Source organism: Desulfoluna sp. HI9BLuna, from assembly GCF_056829775.1.
In genome coordinates this window covers 487,952-504,312 of the sequence record NZ_CP186555.1, presented here as the reverse complement: position 1 = coordinate 504,312, position 16,361 = coordinate 487,952, and the positions used below count along the sequence as shown (strand labels likewise).

Annotated in this window: 16 protein-coding genes; 9 read left to right on the top strand and 7 right to left on the bottom strand. The window is 58.0% G+C overall.

Annotation, left to right across the window (positions count from 1 at the left end):
- Positions 1 to 7: 7 nt before the first annotated feature.
- The 5 genes from ACOYW0_RS01870 to queF all read left to right on the top strand — a co-directional run bounded on the left by ACOYW0_RS01870 (position 8) and on the right by queF (position 3,578).
- Entirely contained in the window at positions 8 to 637 is a 630-nt protein-coding gene (locus tag ACOYW0_RS01870) for a 7-carboxy-7-deazaguanine synthase QueE (RefSeq protein WP_482416890.1), read from the top strand.
- 3 nt (positions 638 to 640) lie between these two features.
- A complete protein-coding gene (queC, locus tag ACOYW0_RS01865) occupies positions 641 to 1,300 on the top strand; it encodes a 7-cyano-7-deazaguanine synthase QueC (RefSeq protein WP_482416889.1) in 660 nt (219 codons plus the stop codon).
- A gap of 134 nt (positions 1,301 to 1,434) precedes the next feature.
- Positions 1,435 to 1,992 carry a cyclase family protein gene (locus ACOYW0_RS01860; protein ID WP_482416888.1) on the top strand — a complete coding sequence of 186 codons (558 nt, stop codon included), beginning with the start codon at positions 1,435 to 1,437 and terminating at the stop codon, positions 1,990 to 1,992.
- A 245-nt stretch (positions 1,993 to 2,237) separates the two neighbouring features.
- Positions 2,238 to 2,585, top strand: a complete 348-nt coding sequence (locus tag ACOYW0_RS01855; protein WP_482416887.1) for a hypothetical protein — start codon at positions 2,238 to 2,240, stop codon at positions 2,583 to 2,585.
- A 174-nt stretch (positions 2,586 to 2,759) separates the two neighbouring features.
- A complete protein-coding gene (gene queF, locus ACOYW0_RS01850) occupies positions 2,760 to 3,578 on the top strand; it encodes an NADPH-dependent 7-cyano-7-deazaguanine reductase QueF (RefSeq protein WP_482416886.1) in 819 nt (272 codons plus the stop codon).
- 95 nt (positions 3,579 to 3,673) lie between these two features.
- Here the strand turns inward: queF and ACOYW0_RS01845 are convergent, their stop codons facing one another.
- Positions 3,674 to 6,346: a hypothetical protein gene (locus ACOYW0_RS01845; protein ID WP_482416885.1), complete on the bottom strand. Its 2,673-nt coding sequence runs from the start codon at positions 6,344 to 6,346 to the stop codon at positions 3,674 to 3,676.
- 117 nt (positions 6,347 to 6,463) lie between these two features.
- Positions 6,464 to 7,081 carry a TetR/AcrR family transcriptional regulator gene (locus ACOYW0_RS01840; RefSeq protein ID WP_482416884.1) on the bottom strand — a complete coding sequence of 206 codons (618 nt, stop codon included), beginning with the start codon at positions 7,079 to 7,081 and terminating at the stop codon, positions 6,464 to 6,466.
- A 666-nt stretch (positions 7,082 to 7,747) separates the two neighbouring features.
- Between ACOYW0_RS01840 and ACOYW0_RS01835 the strand changes: the two genes are divergently transcribed.
- The gene (locus ACOYW0_RS01835; protein WP_482416883.1) at positions 7,748 to 8,218 is read left to right on the top strand and encodes a polyhydroxyalkanoate synthesis regulator DNA-binding domain-containing protein; all 471 of its coding nucleotides are present in this window, start codon (positions 7,748 to 7,750) and stop codon (positions 8,216 to 8,218) included.
- 9 nt (positions 8,219 to 8,227) lie between these two features.
- Here ACOYW0_RS01835 and ACOYW0_RS01830 read toward each other — a convergent pair whose 3' ends face one another.
- A complete protein-coding gene (locus tag ACOYW0_RS01830) occupies positions 8,228 to 8,833 on the bottom strand; it encodes a hypothetical protein (RefSeq protein ID WP_482416882.1) in 606 nt (201 codons plus the stop codon).
- Between the two features lie 593 nt (positions 8,834 to 9,426).
- On the opposite strand from ACOYW0_RS01830, the gene ACOYW0_RS01825 reads away from it, so the two are divergent.
- Positions 9,427 to 9,786 carry a hypothetical protein gene (locus ACOYW0_RS01825; RefSeq protein WP_482416881.1) on the top strand — a complete coding sequence of 120 codons (360 nt, stop codon included), beginning with the start codon at positions 9,427 to 9,429 and terminating at the stop codon, positions 9,784 to 9,786.
- Positions 9,787 to 9,922: 136 nt separating this feature from the next.
- Entirely contained in the window at positions 9,923 to 10,414 is a 492-nt protein-coding gene (locus ACOYW0_RS01820; protein WP_482416880.1) for a dihydrofolate reductase, read from the top strand.
- A 28-nt stretch (positions 10,415 to 10,442) separates the two neighbouring features.
- Here the strand turns inward: ACOYW0_RS01820 and ACOYW0_RS01815 are convergent, their stop codons facing one another.
- The 4 genes from ACOYW0_RS01815 to ugpB form a co-directional block, all read right to left on the bottom strand.
- Complete coding sequence (locus tag ACOYW0_RS01815; protein ID WP_482416879.1) at positions 10,443 to 11,042, bottom strand: histidine phosphatase family protein; 600 nt, start codon at positions 11,040 to 11,042, stop codon at positions 10,443 to 10,445.
- Between the two features lie 98 nt (positions 11,043 to 11,140).
- Complete coding sequence (locus tag ACOYW0_RS01810) at positions 11,141 to 12,061, bottom strand: ABC transporter permease subunit (protein WP_180144476.1); 921 nt, start codon at positions 12,059 to 12,061, stop codon at positions 11,141 to 11,143.
- Positions 12,062 to 12,073: 12 nt separating this feature from the next.
- Positions 12,074 to 12,964, bottom strand: a complete 891-nt coding sequence (gene ugpA / locus ACOYW0_RS01805; RefSeq protein ID WP_180144479.1) for a sn-glycerol-3-phosphate ABC transporter permease UgpA — start codon at positions 12,962 to 12,964, stop codon at positions 12,074 to 12,076.
- 101 nt (positions 12,965 to 13,065) lie between these two features.
- Positions 13,066 to 14,382 carry a sn-glycerol-3-phosphate ABC transporter substrate-binding protein UgpB gene (gene ugpB, locus ACOYW0_RS01800; protein WP_482416878.1) on the bottom strand — a complete coding sequence of 439 codons (1,317 nt, stop codon included), beginning with the start codon at positions 14,380 to 14,382 and terminating at the stop codon, positions 13,066 to 13,068.
- 428 nt (positions 14,383 to 14,810) lie between these two features.
- On the opposite strand from ugpB, the gene ACOYW0_RS01795 reads away from it, so the two are divergent.
- A complete protein-coding gene (locus tag ACOYW0_RS01795) occupies positions 14,811 to 15,908 on the top strand; it encodes an ABC transporter ATP-binding protein (protein WP_482416877.1) in 1,098 nt (365 codons plus the stop codon).
- Positions 15,909 to 16,361 lie beyond the last annotated feature (453 nt).

Here is a 16,361-nt window from a genome sequence, read left to right as displayed (position 1 = left end):
GATGCCCATGCTGAGACTCCATGAAATGTTTGCCTCCCTCCAGGGAGAGGGCCCCCACACCGGGCGACCCGCTTTTTTCATCCGCCTGGCAGGCTGCGTGGCGCCCTTGTGTCCCTGGTGCGACACCAAAGGGGCCTGGGACGAGGGCACCGAGGTGTCGGTCGCGGACCTTGCGGCGGCTGCCAAGGAGAGTGGGCTTGACTTTGTGGTTATCACCGGGGGCGAGCCCCTGCGCCAGTGGGAGACAGGCCTCTGGGAGCTGGACCGGGTGTTGTCTGAGCTGGGCCTTGCCGTGCAGTACGAGACCTCGGGCAAGGTGCCTGTGCCCGAAGACATCAGGGGGGAGGTGATCCTCTCGCCCAAGTACCTGGACGGCTCCTGGCACGTGGACCGGACAAGCGTTGCCCGGGCGCGGCATCTCAAGTTTGTGGTCAGCCAAGAGACCCTTGGCCTCATTGACGCCTTTGTGGCGGACCACGCCCTGGAGAAAGACCGGGTGTGGCTCATGCCCCTGGGCATGACCCGGGACGAGCAGATCGCGACCATGCCCCTGGTCTGGGACCACTGCGTCAAGATGGGCTATCGCATGGCAAGCCGCCTTCACATCCTCGCCTATGATACCAAAAAAGGAATCTGACCCATGTATGAAACCGTTGTGGTCCTCTCCGGCGGCATGGACTCCGCCGTCCTTCTTGCCCATTGCCTGTCCAAAGGCCAGCGATGCGTTGCCATCAGCTTTGACTACGGCTCCAAGCACAACGCCAGCGAGCTTCCCATGGCCAAGGCCATGTGCGATCATCTGGGGGTGACCCACACCCTGGTGCCGCTCCCCTTCATCAACGAGCTCTTTGACTCCAGCCTCCTTAAATCCGGGGAGGAGGTGCCCGACGGCGCCTACGACTCCGAGAACATGAAGAGCACCGTGGTCCCGTTCAGAAACGGCATCATGCTCTCCATCGCTGCGGGCTACGCCGAATCCGTGGGCGCGCGTCAGGTGGTCCTGGCCTCCCACGCAGGGGATCACTTCATCTACCCGGACTGTCGCCCTGAGTTCAACGAGGCCCTGGGCAAGGCCATTCACCTCGGCACCGACGGCCAGGTGACCATCGCCTTCCCCTTCGCCGAGCTGGACAAGCGGGAAATCGGCGATCTGGGCCGCACCCTGGGCGTGGACTTTGCCGTCACCTGGACCTGCTACAAAGGCGGTACCGCCCATTGCGGCACCTGTGGCGCCTGCGATGAACGCAAATACGCCCTGCGCTTTGACGAAGGCCTCGATCCCACGACATACCTGGCATAGCTGGAAACGATGCTTTCGGTGGCCTTAACGGCGATGTGGGGCAGGGTGCGCTTGCGCACCGCAGAAGCATGATAACGTTCGCCCCAAAGAAACGCTGCACAGGCACACCGTGGTGTATTGCATCAGGAGACAGAATGATTCACGCCAATTTATCCCTTGGTATCGAGGAAGGCCATCCGGCCATTGAATGGGCCAAAAAACAGTCGGATTCGGTTCAGGCTTTTGGCCATATCGGCACCCATATCGATTGCTACGAGTCGACGCCTGAAAAACGGGCGTATGAGGTGGAGAGTGTCGTTCTCGACTGCACAGAGAATATGCCGTCGGTTCAGGATATCAAGGATCTATGCCTGTCAGGCAAAGCTCTTGTCCTGTTTACCGGCAATGTCGAACGAAACCGCTATGGCACTCCAGCTTATGGTGCCATGGGTACGATTCTGGACCGGGAGGTCCTTGATGCGATTTTGCTGCAGTCACCGGCTTTCATCGTGATCGACAGTTACGGCATCGGCGCCCATGGAGAAGAACATATTCGGTTCGATAAAACATGCGAAGCCAACGGGTGTTTTGTCATTGAAAACGTCAACCTGTCGCAAGTCCATGCCCGCTCCCTGAAAAAACTGAGAATTTCTTTTGATCGGTTGGCCGATTCGACGGGAAAACGGTGTGACGTGCACGGCCTGTATGATTGATATGGTGAAGGCTCGGGTGACCAATCACTGAGCCGTTGATCGGCGATGGCCGTCTTGACGAGGAGGCCGATCAACAGAGGTTTACGGGTTTATTTTTGCCACAGTCCCGACGGGATAAGTCTTGGCGGCGGTTTCTATGGACATGAGCCGTCGAAGATGAGGAAACAGGAATGGAAAAACGGGCAATTTGCATCATGTGCCTGATGTTGTTGGGGAGTGTGGGATGTCTTCAGGCTCCCGGGAACATGGAAGGCAGCACCAGGCGTACAACCGTCTGGGGCGCACAACATGGACCCATCGACCGGGACCTGGATAACGACGGCATCTGGGATGCCGATAGAGGGGGAACGGACCGCGACTTGGACAATGACGGGATCTGGGATGCCGACAAAGGGGGAACGGACCGCGACCTGGACAATGACGGGATCTGGGATGCCGACAAAGGGGGAACGGACCGTGACCTGGACAATGACGGGGTCTGGGATGCCGACAAAGGGGGAACGGACCGCGACCTGGATAACGACGGCATCTGGGATGCCGACAAGGGCGGGACGGACAGGGATCTCGACAACGATGGGATCTCGGATTTTTAATTTAAGGTCGACCATTCGTGCTGTAACGTTTTTGCCCGAAGGGGTGCATGGAGCGTTTCCGGCATGGCAGAAGCGCTCACCAAGCACTGTGAATAACGTTGAATCAATCACGGGCGAGGAACGATCCCCGGAGCATTTGCGAACCCGGGGATCATCACCTGGCCGGAGAGGTATATGAGAACAGAAAACCCCTTGGGGAAGAAAATCGGATACACCTTTACCTACGACCCGTCCCAGCTGTTTCCAGTGGAGCGGGCCCTGGGCCGGGGGGCTTTGGGGTTGGACGGAAAGGCGCTTCCCTTTTGTGGCGAAGACATCTGGACGGCCTGGGAACTCTCCTGGCTGGACGGTAAGGGCAAACCCGTCTCTGCGGTGGCGGAGATCAGGGTTCCGGCCACTAGTCGGTGCATTGTGGAGTCCAAGTCCCTGAAACTCTATCTGAACTCCTTTAACATGAGCCGGTTTGAGAGCCCTGAGGCGGTGAGGACGGCCATGGCGGGCGATCTTTCCAGGGTGGCGGAAGGGGAGGTGACGGTCTCCCTGTTCGGGTGCGACGACACCGAGGCCCTGGGAACGCAACGCGCAGGTGGGCGGTGCATCGATCACCATGAAGCCGATTCGTATGTCTACGAGGTGGACGCCTCCCTTCTGGCACACGGGGACGGCGACGTCACGGACGAGACCCTGTGCTCCCATATCCTGCGCACCAACTGCCCGGTGACCGGCCAGCCCGACTGGGCCACGGTGGAGATCACCTACTCCGGGAAAAGGATCGACGAGACCGCGCTTTTTGCCTACCTTGTTTCGTTTCGGACCCACACGGGCTACCACGAGAACTGTGTGGAGACCCTCTACACGGACATCATGGCTCGCCTGGCTCCCACGGCCCTTACGGTGGTGGGGCGGTTTACCCGACGGGGCGGCCTGGACATCAACCCGTGCCGGAGCAGTGCACCCACGGCGTTTCCCTACCGCCGCCTTGTGCGTCAGTAGGGCATAAACCCACTTTTCACTGCATGAAAAGCCCCCCTTCGGAGCGACTCCGTAAGGGGGGCTTTTTTTATGTGTCGGTGTGATAAATCGTTGTGTCAAAAACGGGGTAACGATCCGATGAAACAGCCGTTGGCGCCGCCCAGGCTGGAGTCTCCGGCGTGTTTTCCGTTTATTTTAAGGGCATCTTCCTTGACCTGTTCAAGATAGGACCCGTCCTTGGTCACGACACGCATCCTGATGTCGTATTTCCCGAGTTCCGAAACAGATATCTCCGCAGAGCCGCTCTCACTGGTGGCGTGGGCTTCGGTTTTGTATTCGCCGTCCACGATGCGCAAAATTTCCCATTGCCATTTTGAGATGCCCAGGTCCGGGTTGGAATTGTCTGTAAAGGTGACCGTTGCCGAGAGGTTGGCGCTCGCGGGGGTGTGTTTGAAATCAAGGTCATCCGGGGAAAAGACCCGGACGGTGGTGCTGGCGGGTTCCGTGGAGATGCCGGTAAGGGTCACTGTGTCGATTCGTTCGTCAGTATCCCAGATTTTGTAGGCAACCAGGTCGTTTACTTTTTCAAAGATTCGGGTCTCTTTGTCTTCGGGGTCCCTGCATACCTCGGAAAGGGCGATGGCCATGTCCGTGGTTGTGGTGATGCCGCTGTCAATGGTGAGGGTGACCGTGTTGCTTGCCTCGTCATACTCGCCCTCTGCGTGGTTGGTCCCCCCTGCCAGGGTGATGCTTGTTTCGTATTCGTCAAGCCAGGGGCTGTTGCTGTCGGAAATGTTGCCGTTGTCCGATTTAAAGGACGCCGACGCAATGGTGTCGTCCAGGGTGTTCAGGTGGTCGATGATGGCCTGGATGGTGGTGGTACCGTTACGGATGTGGACAGTAAGGGTGTTGTACACTGAAGAGAAGGTGGAGGTCACCTCATCTGAGGGTGCGGGGCTTGCAAGTTTCACCTCGATGTTTCCCTTTACGCCGGGGGGCGCGGTGATATTGATAAGGCCGCCCAGCACCCCCGTTGCAGACTCCGACGCCGGTGTTTCCCCGGTGTCTTGGATCGTGACGGTGGGCCCCGGCCCCTGGGTCCTGTGCCCCCATAGCTTGATCATGCCGTCAATGTAGGCGATGTTTTCCCGATACACGGTGAGCTCCGGGTGCCACTCTCCCAATCCTTTGAACCGGTGGACGGCAAGGTAGTAGTCATCGCCTTTGGTCTCTTCGTTGATGAAGAGGTCCTCGTTATCTCGTCCTCCCGTAAGCTGGACGCTGTCGTAATCCTTGGATGAGACCTCCCAGGGGCTGGTGCCGTGTCGGGGGTATACCTCAGAGACCGCGTGGCTCTGTTCAAGGATCTCTTTGATCTGGTTCTGGGTGGTGACCCCGGAGTTGACGGTCAGGTGGATGACATCCCCTGAGACCACCATGTGGGGCGTGCATCCGGTGCAGGGATGAATGCGCAGCTCCCGGTTGCTCTCCTCTCCTCCCTCGCCGGTAATATAGAGGGCGGTGGTGGCCCCTGACGGGGTGGAAGAATAGAGAACCCCGTAAGAGGGCACGGGGTCATCTATGCCGGTGTTGAAATGCCACTCCCGCTTCCAGATGTCCCCCAGGGCAAAGTCGTAGAGGATGACCTCATAGGTGTAGGTGCCGTCCACTTTGACACCGATGCCTGTGGGTTGATCAGCCAGGATGTAAGCGGTGTTCGGCTCTGCTTCCGTCATGCGGTACAGGGCGCCCGTTGGGGTGGTGGTGGAGCCGGAGGGCGTGTTGGTGGCAGCCAGGAGGCCGTCTTCTGCTGCGCTGAGGCAGTTGATGTCGTTCTGTGTGCCTGTGAGCATCTCCTTCCATACGTCGTTGTCGGTGTCCAGATAATACGCCTTGCCGTAGCTCCCGGCAGCCACGAGGAGCCCGTTGCCCTCGCTAATGCACAACAGGGGCGGGCGATCCTCTTTGTCGATGGCCATTTGCTGCCATCCCTTGGTGGCGTGGTATCGGAGGATGTACCCGTAGGTGGCTTCGGCCACGGCATAAAGGGTCTTGTCCGCTGTTTGCCAGACCCCTCGGAAGTCGAGGCTTAGCCCGCCGCTGTTTAAGGGGGTGAGTGCGTTTGTGCCGATGTTCAGTTCAAGGACAAGGCCTCCGGCGCTGGAAATATAGGCGTTGGAACCGAATCCGTTGATGGCGTACATGTTGGGAAGCTCTTGAGATGCCCCGACCAGGGGGCTGAATGAGGCGCCGTCAAAGGAGAGGAGGACCCCTGCTGGTGTTGTGTCGGTTGCCGAGCGCTGTTTGCCCCCGGACAGATAGACCACGCCGTTTTCGTCAACCCACAGGCCTGTAAAGGAGGAGGCAAAATAGGGGGACTCCGGTCCGTACTGCGAGTTGAGCTCCTCCCAGGTAGATCCGGTGTAGCGAAAGATAACGCCGTACTTGCTTTGGGTGTCTACGGCGTTGATGGTTCCGTCGTTGTTGGAGTCGAACAGCGGGGGGCCGAGGCGGTAGCCTGAGGCATACACGGTTCCCCATGGGGTGGCGTGGACGGCAAAGAGCACGGCACCGGAAAGGGTGTCGTCGGAGATGTCCGACCAGGAGCCCCCTGAATGGCGGAAGGCAGCGCCGTCGAACCCCACGGCATAGGAGACGGTATCATCGGACCAGCAACCCATAAGGGGCGGCGTGGAGACGGCGGGCGGCTCATAGTCCCAGAGCCCGAAAGCGGTGGCGGCTTGGAGACAGATGGCGGCAGCTGTGAGCAGGGTCAGGCGTATGGTCACGGATTTTCTCCTTGTCCGGTAAGGTTGGTACGTCGGCGCTGAAGAAAATCGATTATATAACAATGTTTACTCTAATAAAAGAGGTTTGATGCGCGATCATTGCATTTATACGCGTCCTCAGAAGGTTATGGCTTTTTCCTCTGTGACCAGGGTGTCGTGGAAGGCTTTGGCTGTAATCCTTGCCACGTGATAGAGGCTTTCCCTGTGGGAGGAGGCGTCGCTTGACGGATAGTTTCGGAAGGTGATGACGTTGCCGAAAAGGGAGGCAAAAAAGGCGTGGGAATAGTAGCTGACCGGATGGGCTTCCCCTGCTTTGGCAAGGGCCCTGTCCAGCATGTCCAGAAAGAGGACCTGGATGACGTTGAACTTGCGAAGGGTCTCCGGGTTTTTCTCGCCCTTGATCATGAAGTGACTCATCATCTGGAAGATATCTTCGTTGTCCACAAGGAAATTGACGATGTCGATGGCGATATCGTCCAGTTCGCGACGGCTTTCCCAGAGGCGCGATTTGATCTTGTTGATATCGTTGGTGAGGATCTCTACGAACAGGTCGTCCTGGCTTGGAAAGTATTGATAAAGCGACGCAACGGAGATGCCCGCCTCGTTGGCGATATCCCTCATGCCGATTTCGTGGAATGAGTTCTGGCTGAAGAGGGTTTTGGCTGCGTTGATAATCAATTGTCTTCGGACTTCACGTTCATGCTCTTTGAGCTGTTTCAGGATAGATTTCGCCATGGTCGGGTTTCTCCTGTTCCGGGGTCCAAGTGTGCTGACATGGTATTGTTTTCGCGAGGAAGGCTGCGTCGTCTTTGTGTCGTCATCCGGTTCCTGACCTGCTGTGTTTCGCGGTACCCGACATGGTGTCTGTTGCTCGGGAGGGTACCGCCTGCGGGGCAAAGGGCTTTTAGCCCGGATATTTCACGAGTTGAGTGCACCCATATTCAAGGCCTCAGAGCAGCAGGAATCGTGGTTTTATAAAAGCCCTGATAACGCAGGAGATAGGTGCACTCGGCTCGCCCAAAGGGAGAGAAAATCGTGCAGAAAACCGTGAATTGCATTTTGTGTCTTTGAGATGTCAAATCTCTTGCGCTAACCGCTTGCAAGAACATGTTATTGCTTCAGTATAGCCGTTTTCTCATGACATATCCGGGTTAGGTGCCGGGCCGCTTCAAGTGGACGGGAAGGGGCGTTTGTGTTTCACTATAAAGGAATTTGCGATAGGTAAAAACAAAATTGTTTAAACCAAACAAAGTAATTTTATTAAAACACTCTTTTATCAATAAAGGAAACAGGCCGCCGATGTCAATTGCATTCCCCGGTGGGCTGGCATATAGTACCAAAAAAGGGTCGCCGATCCGGGGCCTTTCAACTCATCGACCGACAACCCAAGCGGGAGAGACAATGGCTGAAGAGACCGTGGTGGTGAAAAAGTACAGCAACAGGCGCCTCTACAACACATCCGAGAGCTCGTATATCACCCTGGAGCAGCTTGCCGAGATCATCCGGAGCGGAAAAGATGTGAAGGTAGTGGAGGCTGGTTCAGGGGATGACGTGACGGCCTATATCCTCACCCAGATCCTTGTGGAGGAGGCAAAGAACAAAAAGTTTTTTCTCCCCGTTCACCTGCTTCACCTGATGCTTCGGTACGGTGACAACATGATGGGGGATTTTTTTGATCTTCACCTGTCTCAGACCATCGACAGTTACGTCAAGCAGCGGAAAGCCTTTGATGAGCAATTCAAGAAGGTGCTTCATTTCAGTTCGGAGTTTACCGAGATGGCAAGGCGATCCGTGGACGATCTGGCCAAGGCCTCACCTTTTCCTTTTTTCCACACAGGAAGAAAAGAGCCCGGGGAGAAGGGGGAACCCTGAGGGAAAACGCTATTGAAAAAACCGTTTTTTGATCTGTTCGATGACCCCTTTGATCCCCGTGGGGGCCACCTGGGCCGCTTCAAGGGCAGCGGTCTGGCTTCGGACACCGTTGACGGCCTCCAGCATGGCCGAGGCAAGGGCCGGACCCTTTTCCCGTATGGCGGCCTGCCCCTTTTCCGGGTTGACCCGGAATGTCACGTACAACGCTTCCACCTGGCCCTGGAACCTGCGGAGTTGCCCTGAGAGTTTTTGCACGTTCCGCTCCCACCGTTTGATCTCCGATGCCACGATTTTTTCCTGCCTGGGATAGGCCTTGCCCACCCGCCTGATCCGTTTGATTTCGTTTTTCATGAGGGCCACCTCCGCGTTGGCGTCGACCATGCGGTGATAGACATCGGGGAGCCGTGCCCAGGAGAACTTCAGGACACTGTCGTCCAGATCCACGTACTCCAGGGTTTGACGGGGGTACCCGGATTTGAAAAAGGCGTTGTACCCAAACCAGCCCCCTGCGGCGAGGCCCGCAAGGAGCAGCACGGCGGCAATGGGCAGGATTATCTTTCTTTTGCCCTTTTTGGGTTTGGGGCTTTCTGCGGCTTCGTTTTGGTCGCTTGTCATCTTTTTTATCCCACGGCTTGCGGTTGTCGGTTCGGCTCCCTTTGTTATCATCTCGGCCGGGGAGAGGGCCAGCTTTAGCCCGGATATTTCATGAGAAAACAACCAGCCAAAGAAAAAACACCATTATTTCGGGTGGCTCTAATAAGAGTGTTGACTATTTTGAAAATGTAAATCGACGTTTGCTGTTTGATTTTCTCACTCTTCGGGCGAGCCGAGTTAGTCCGTAGATTTTTTTGCGGCCTTGCTTAACGCTCCGCTTCCGACGTATACTGTACCTATAGACAGCCGGATGTACCCCCATCACCATGCACTTGCATTCAACGTTCGATATATGTCGGTTTGGCCCGCGACAGCGAGGGGATGGAAAGCCTTGTGCGTTTCCAAGCCCCTGAAGAGCAATCGCTGAGTATTTTCGCGACCATTATTTGTTGAAACGTATCTGCTTTCCCATTCCCATTCGTGTAACCCACTCATCGCTGACGTTCATGCCGGTACGGATGCCGCGAGCCGTGCAAACGGCCAATGCATCACAGACAACCTCGCCCCGGACGGGAGGCCGTATGGATATTTTAGCCGATAGCGTCGGAAGACATGTGAAGACACGATATTACCGAACATTGGAGCTGGCCGCAGGAAAGCGCCGCGACTTCGAGCAGCTCAGGGAGCAGCTTGTTTCGATCCTCTATGATGTGGTGGACATCGACCTTTTCCAGGATGTCGCCGAAGAGGTGGTGGAGTCCATCGACGAGCTCACCGAAGGGGTGAAAGGCATCACCCTGCTGCATCGCTACGGCACCCTGCTGGATCCGTCGACCTGCTCCATCCACTCGTTTCGGCCCCTTTGCCGGGAATTGCTGGAGCTGGTGAACCGTGTGCTGTCCGTGACGCGGGGAAACAAGGGCCAGCGTCGCATGGCCCGGATGCACACCATGGGGATCCAGATCATCAAGTAGCCCGTGGCCCGGACCAGCCTCCTCGACACGGCCCGGCCCGGGTGGTATAGGGGAGACACGGCACACGGCACGGGATGTTCCCGGGCCCGTAAAGGGGGCCGGTGGGCTTTATCCGGGTGATGAAGGGATGGTAAGCATGAAAATATCTATTGTCGTTGCGGTGGCGGACAACGGGATCATCGGCAATGGTGCCGATATTCCCTGGAATATCGAAGGGGAACTCTCCCTGTTTAAGGCGGTGAGTTACCACCACAGCGTGCTAATGGGCAGAAAAACCTGGGAGACCATCGGGCGTCCCCTTCCGGGCAGAAAGATCATTGTCCTGACCCGTAATGCCTCCTACAAAGCCCCCGGGTGCCTGGTCTGCACCTCCCTTGAGGAGGCCATTGAGACGGGCTGCGCAGGGGGGCGGCGGCTCATGGTGGCCGGGGGCGGCGAAATCTTCCGGGAGACCCTTCCCCTGGCCGACACCCTTCACATCTCCCATATTCATGCCACACCTGCCGGAGACATTTTCATGCCCGAGATTCCCGACACCTTCACACCGGTTTTTTCCCAGGCGTACCCCGCCAAGACTCCCTACACCTACACCATCTACCTGAAAGATCCCGCAGCCGCCGGAGCCTGATGGGCCCCGGCACCGTGCGCGGTGTGCCTTACCTGCTGGGGACCGGTCGGATTTCGGCCGTCTCCAGGGGGGAGAGGCTGCGGTGTTTTACCGGGTCGATGCCGTCGAAGACACACTGGAGGATTTGGCCCGGATCCCCGTGGGTGACCAGGATGATGTCCTTTTCGTTGTAGCGGCGACCCGTGCGTTTGACCACCTCCACCATGCGAGCGGCAACGGAGCTGACGCTCTCCACGCCGAACTCGGTGTGATCCGGGTTTGACTCGTCAAAGGCCCACCCTTTTTCGTAGAGGCCGCTCTCCTTTAAATCAAACTCCCCGAAAAAGCGCTCCCGAAGGTTGGCGTCGGAGAATCGTTCTGCCTTGAGGATCTTGGCTGCGATGTCGGCGGTCTCCATGGTGCGCAGAAAGGGCGAGCAGACCACCACGGGTTTGATGAGGCGATTGAAGAGCCCTTCGTCTTGCGCGCGGGTCACGGAGCGGGTCACCTCCTCCTTGCCGGTATCCGAAAGGCCCCAGTTGCCGATGCCGTTTTCCGGGCTGCTCACAATGAGGCCCTTGTCGTTGGCCGTGCTGTGGCCGTGGCGTAAAATGAAGTAGCGGTTGGTGTGAAAGGGAAGGGTGATCATGTGGGGTCGCCTTTATGCTGTGTGAGAAAAAAGAGGCAGGGCGCGGCATACCGTAAGGTGTGCCGCGCCCTGGGTGTTTGTGACGGAAAGGTCCGGGGTTATTTTTCCGAGTCCACCAGGCCCTTGACGAACCATTTCTGCATGGCCAGGACCACCACGATGGGCGGCAGCATGACGATGAGGGCCCCTGCCAGGGCGATGTTCCACTCGGGGAGGTCGTCGGCCAGGGGGATGAGGTTCTGCAGGCCGATGACCGCTGTCTGCATCTTGGGATTGGTGGTGATGAGCAGGGGCCAGAGGTACTGGTTCCAGCCGTAGACAAACTCGATGACCACCAGGGCGGCGATGTTGGTTTTGGACAGGGGCAGCAGCACCTTCCAGAAGAAGGTCATGGGGGAGGCCCCGTCCATCTTGGCGGCTTCACAGAGCTCTTCCGGCACGGTGAGGAAGAACTGGCGGAAGAGGAAGGTGCAGGTGGCCGAGGCCACCAGGGGCAGGATCAGGCCGGTGTGGCTGTCCAGAAGGCTCCAGTTGAGGGAGACCTCCACATCGTGCCCGGCAAACCAGCTCACCACGCTGTTGAGGTGCAGCATGTCCCAGAGGGGCTGCAGGGGGCCGAAGAGGTTGGCGGCCATCTCGTAGGTGGGCAGGATGCGCACCTCCACCGGCAGCATCAGGGTGCAGAATACCGTGACAAAGGCCACGGTGCGCAGCTTGTAGTCAAAGTAAACGATGGAAAACGCCCCCAGCATGGAGACGGAGATCTTGCCGAGGGTGATGCCCGAGGCCATGATCAGGGAGTTGAAGAGCTGGGTGGAGAGATCCCCGCGGGTCCAGGCCAGCTTCATGTTGACGAAAAACTGATCCCCGGGAACCAGGGGCATGGGGACCATGGAGACCTTTTCCAGGGGCAGGGACGCGGCAATGCCTGCGTAGAGGATGGGAAAGCCGACGATGACGATGCCCAGGATCAGAAAAACGTAGGTCAGAAAATCGAGTATGGGTGTTTTTTCAACCATGATGTGCCTTTATTACCCCGCGTATTGGACTCTTTTTTCGATGAATTTGAACTGGAACACGGTGACTCCGACGATGAGGATCATCAGGATCACGGACTGGGCGGCGGACGAGCCCATGTCCAGTCCCACGAATCCGTCCTGGTACACCTTGTAGACCAGGGTGTTGGTGGCCCCGCCCGGGCCCCCTTGGGTGACCGCATGGATGACCCCGAAGGTCTCGAAGAAGGCGTAGATGATGTTCATGACGGTCAGGAAAAAGAGGGTGGGGGACAACAGCGGCAGGGTGATGGCGAAAAACCGCCGGAAAGGGGAGGCGCCGTCCATGGAAGCCGCTTCGATGAGCGAATGGGGAATGGCCTGGAGACCGGCCATGAAGAAGACGAAGTTGTAGCTGATCTCTTTCCAGGCACTGGCGATGATGACCATGGCCAGGGCGTCGTTGCCGTTGAGCACCGGGTTCCAGTTGAAGCCGAACCACTTTTTCAGGGCCAGGGCCACCACCCCGAAGGATGGGTGCAAAAGAAAAAGCCAGAGGACACCGGAGATGGCCGGGGCCACGGCGTAAGGCCAGATGAGCATGGTCCGGATCAGGGCCTTGCACCGCGTGGCCCGGTTGGCCAGGGTGGCGATGATCATCCCCAGGGAGATGGAGACAAAGGCGGTGGTGAGGCTGAAGACAATGGTGATGCCGATGGACTTGAGGTAGAGGGGATCGGTGAAGATCGCCGTAAAGTTCTCAAACCATACGAAGGTGTTGGACATCCCGAAGGGGTCGCTCAGGAGAAAGGATTGCACCAGTCCCTGGGCAGCGGGCCAGTAAAAAAAAGTCAACGTGACCAGAACCTGTGGAAGGATCAGCACGTAGGGCAGGTACCTTGAGTTGAAAACCGATCGTTTTTGCATGGGGCCTGTGGCTTTTGGGGTAATACGTCAACGCACGAAAGCCCCGGGCCCGGCCGCAGGGGCCGGGTCCGGGGCGGTGTCTGTTAAACCTTTAGATACGGTTAGGACCGTCTCTTGTAGGTTTTGGCAAAGGATTTCAGCTTGATGTTGGCACGCTTGACCGCCGCGTCCAGGGCCTCCTGGGGGGTCTTGTTGCCGTTCCACACCAGTTCCAGCTCTTCGTTGATGATGTTGCGGATCTGGGTGAAGCTGCCGAGGCGCAGGCCCCGTGAGATCTTGGTGGGGTCCCGTCGCTTGAGCTGCTTGATGCCCACTTCCTGTTTGGGGTCGGCCTTGTAGTAGCCCTTGGCCTTGAGGCTTTCGTAGGCGTCAATGGTGGCGGGGAAGTAGCCGGTCTGCTTGTGCCAGTACTCCTGGATCTCGTTGGTGGAGATGAACTTCAGGAAGGCGGCCGTGGCCTTGTACTCTTCCTTGGTGTGGCCCCTGAGCACCCAGAGGGAGGCCCCGCCGATGATGCTGTTCTGGGGCTCTTTCATGTCCGCTTCCACGGGAAGGGGAGCCACGCCCCAGTCAAACTGGGCCGCTTTCTTCAGCTTGGCGATGCCGCTGATGGAGTCCATGTAGATCCCGGCTTTCTGGGCGAGGAACTCGGCTTTGGGGCCCTGGTACTTCTGGCCGGAGTAGACGAATCGGCCGTCCTTGGCCCAGTCCCGGAGGCGGGTGACGTGCTTGACCATCTGAGGGTTGTTGATGGTGAGTTCCACGTCAAGGCCTTCGTAGCCGTTGGCCTTGGTGGCAAAGGGGATGTTGTGGATGGCGCTGTAGTTCTCCACCTGAACCCAGGACTGCCAGGCGGTGACCATACCGGCGTCGACCCCTGCGGCACGGAGTTTGCCCGTGGCCACGCCCATGTCGTCCCAGGTGACGGGGACGGTATCGATGCCCGCTTTTTTGAAGAGCTCTTTGTTGTAGTACATGACGGGCGTGGACGAGTTGAAGGGCATGGAAACCAGTTCGCCGTCGGCGTTCATGTAGTAGGAGAGGATGGGCTGGAGGTACCGTGACCAGTCGATGTCGTTTCCTGTGTCCTTCATGAGCTGGAACACGGGGTAGACCACGCCGGAGAGCATCATGGTCTGGGTGCCCACCTCGAATACCTGCATGATGTGGGGCTGTTTTTTTGCCCTGAAGGCGGCGATCCCTGCGTTGAGGGTCTCGTCGTAGTTTCCTTTGAAGGTGCCCACGACACGGTACTGGTCCTGGGACTCATTGAATCGCTTGATGATTTCGTTGGCCACTTCGCCGCGAGCAGATCTCATGGCATGCCACCATTCAATGGTGACGGGTTTGGCCATGGCTGCTGCGGGGGCAAGGATCAGTGCCGCAGTAAGTGTTGCTAACCATTTTCGAAGAACCATCTCTTCTCCTCCTCATCGTGGGTCGTTCTGAAATAACGCCTGATTGATTGTAACCGCTACTGGTTATGCCGCAGACAGGGTATGGCGATTTTGGGGGAGCGTCAAGGCATAATCAGCCCCGGAAGGGCCCTGTAGCCGCATGGGACCGGGTGGGGCGGCGGGGATTGATTTTAAAATCCGCTCCCTTGTTTTCGGGCGGTAAAAATTTCGTGTGCACAGTTGCTTTCCCACCGGGGGGCTCGGGGCGCGGGTGGTCCGGGGGAACGTGATTTTTTTATTGTTTCGGTTGCGCCATTCCTGCTAAGACCCCTTGGAGAGATGCGGGATCTTTTTTCCATGGCATGGCAGCCGGCGCAAGCGGGCCCGTGCCGGTGGCCGATGACAAGAAGCTCCGACCCGTACGGGGTGCTTTCAGGACAGGACAGGATATGGCTCGTCTTCAGATTAAAGATGTGGTGAAGAGATATGGCAGGACCGAGGTGGTGCACGGCATCAATCTCGATATTGAGGACAAGGAGTTTGTGGTGTTTGTGGGCCCTTCCGGCTGCGGCAAGTCCACCACCCTGCGGATGATCGCCGGCCTCGAAGAAATTTCGGACGGGACCATGTTCATCGGGGACAAGGTGATCAACGACCTGGCCCCCAAGGATCGCGGTGTGGCCATGGTGTTCCAGAATTACGCCCTCTACCCCCACATGAATGTTTTTGACAACATGTCTTTTGGCCTGAAAATCAAAAAAAGGCCCAAAGAGGAGATCAAGCGCCGCGTGGAAGAGGCGGCTGCTATCCTGGGGCTGGAAGAGTTTCTCTACCGCAAGCCCTCCCAGCTCTCCGGCGGCCAGCGCCAGCGCGTGGCCATGGGCCGGGCCATCGTCCGCAGGCCCGATATTTTTCTCTTTGACGAGCCCCTCTCCAACCTCGACGCCAAGCTCAGGACCCAGATGCGCATCGAGATGAAGAAACTCCATCGCCGTGTGGATGCCACCATCATCTACGTCACCCACGATCAGGTGGAAGCCATGACCCTGGGGGACCGCATCGTGGTGATGAAAGACGGGCATATCGTGCAGCAGGGCAAGCCCCTGGAGCTCTTTGAACATCCCGTGAACACCTTTGTGGCCGGCTTTATCGGCAGCCCTCCCATGAACCTGGTCCCCGCAGTGGTCAAAGGCGTGGCAGGGGGCCTCTCCCTTGTATTTGAAGGCGAGGTGAGCCTTCCCATCCCGGAAAAAGAAGGCGCAGACATCGCCCCCGGCCAGGAGGTTGTGGTGGGCATCCGCGCCGAAGACCTGACCCTTGAAAGCGGGGAAGGCCGCTTCCCGGATGACTGGAAACTCCCCGGTGTGGTGGATGTGGTGGAGCCCCTGGGCAACGAAACCCACGTCCACGTGGACCTGGGCGGCGCCAGGGTCCTGGCCAAGTGCGACGGCCGCAGGGTCGTCAGCCCCGGAGACGCCGTGCGCGTGGAGGCGAACCTCAATCAGTTGCACATTTTTGACGCTGAATCCACCAAGGCGATTTATTGAGGGGATAGGGAAAATAGGGCATAGGGCATAGGACGTAGGGAATGCCCATGCCCCCGAAATCGCACGGTGTCCCGTAGGGTGCGCCGTGCGCACCGCAAACGCCCCATCCCTAGAAACCGACCGAAGTCATGGCGCCCTTTGTTTTTTGCGTCACCGATTTACTGCCCCTCGAAACGCCACCCGGTGCGGGAGCCTCACCCGACAACCCATGACGCCGCTCGGTGCCCCGTAGGGTGCGCCGTGCGCACCGCAAACGCCCCATCCATAGAAACCGACCGAAGTCATGGCGCCCTATTGTTTTTTGCGTCACCGATTTACTGCCCCTCGAAACGCCATCCGGTGCGGGAGCAGCACCCTACAGCCCGCGATACCGGTCGGTGTCCCGTAGGGTGCGCCGTGCGCACCGCAAACGCCCCATCCATAGAAACCGACCGAAGTTATGGCGCCCTTTGT

Bases quoted from the DNA above. Each gene is read 5' to 3' on its own strand.
- ACOYW0_RS01795 (WP_482416877.1), top strand. From the start codon at position 14,811: ATGGCTCGTCTTCAGATTAAAGATGTGGTGAAGAGATATGGCAGGACC.
- queF (WP_482416886.1), top strand. From the start codon at position 2,760: ATGAGAACAGAAAACCCCTTGGGGAAGAAAATCGGATACACCTTTACC.
- ugpB (WP_482416878.1), bottom strand. From the start codon at position 14,382: ATGGTTCTTCGAAAATGGTTAGCAACACTTACTGCGGCACTGATCCTT.
- ACOYW0_RS01835 (WP_482416883.1), top strand. From the start codon at position 7,748: ATGGCTGAAGAGACCGTGGTGGTGAAAAAGTACAGCAACAGGCGCCTC.
- ACOYW0_RS01820 (WP_482416880.1), top strand. From the start codon at position 9,923: ATGAAAATATCTATTGTCGTTGCGGTGGCGGACAACGGGATCATCGGC.
- ACOYW0_RS01830 (WP_482416882.1), bottom strand. From the start codon at position 8,833: ATGACAAGCGACCAAAACGAAGCCGCAGAAAGCCCCAAACCCAAAAAG.
- ACOYW0_RS01860 (WP_482416888.1), top strand. From the start codon at position 1,435: ATGATTCACGCCAATTTATCCCTTGGTATCGAGGAAGGCCATCCGGCC.
- ACOYW0_RS01840 (WP_482416884.1), bottom strand. From the start codon at position 7,081: ATGGCGAAATCTATCCTGAAACAGCTCAAAGAGCATGAACGTGAAGTC.
- ACOYW0_RS01855 (WP_482416887.1), top strand. From the start codon at position 2,238: ATGGAAGGCAGCACCAGGCGTACAACCGTCTGGGGCGCACAACATGGA.
- ACOYW0_RS01815 (WP_482416879.1), bottom strand. From the start codon at position 11,042: ATGATCACCCTTCCCTTTCACACCAACCGCTACTTCATTTTACGCCAC.
- ugpA (WP_180144479.1), bottom strand. From the start codon at position 12,964: ATGCAAAAACGATCGGTTTTCAACTCAAGGTACCTGCCCTACGTGCTG.
- ACOYW0_RS01870 (WP_482416890.1), top strand. From the start codon at position 8: ATGCTGAGACTCCATGAAATGTTTGCCTCCCTCCAGGGAGAGGGCCCC.
- queC (WP_482416889.1), top strand. From the start codon at position 641: ATGTATGAAACCGTTGTGGTCCTCTCCGGCGGCATGGACTCCGCCGTC.
- ACOYW0_RS01810 (WP_180144476.1), bottom strand. From the start codon at position 12,061: ATGGTTGAAAAAACACCCATACTCGATTTTCTGACCTACGTTTTTCTG.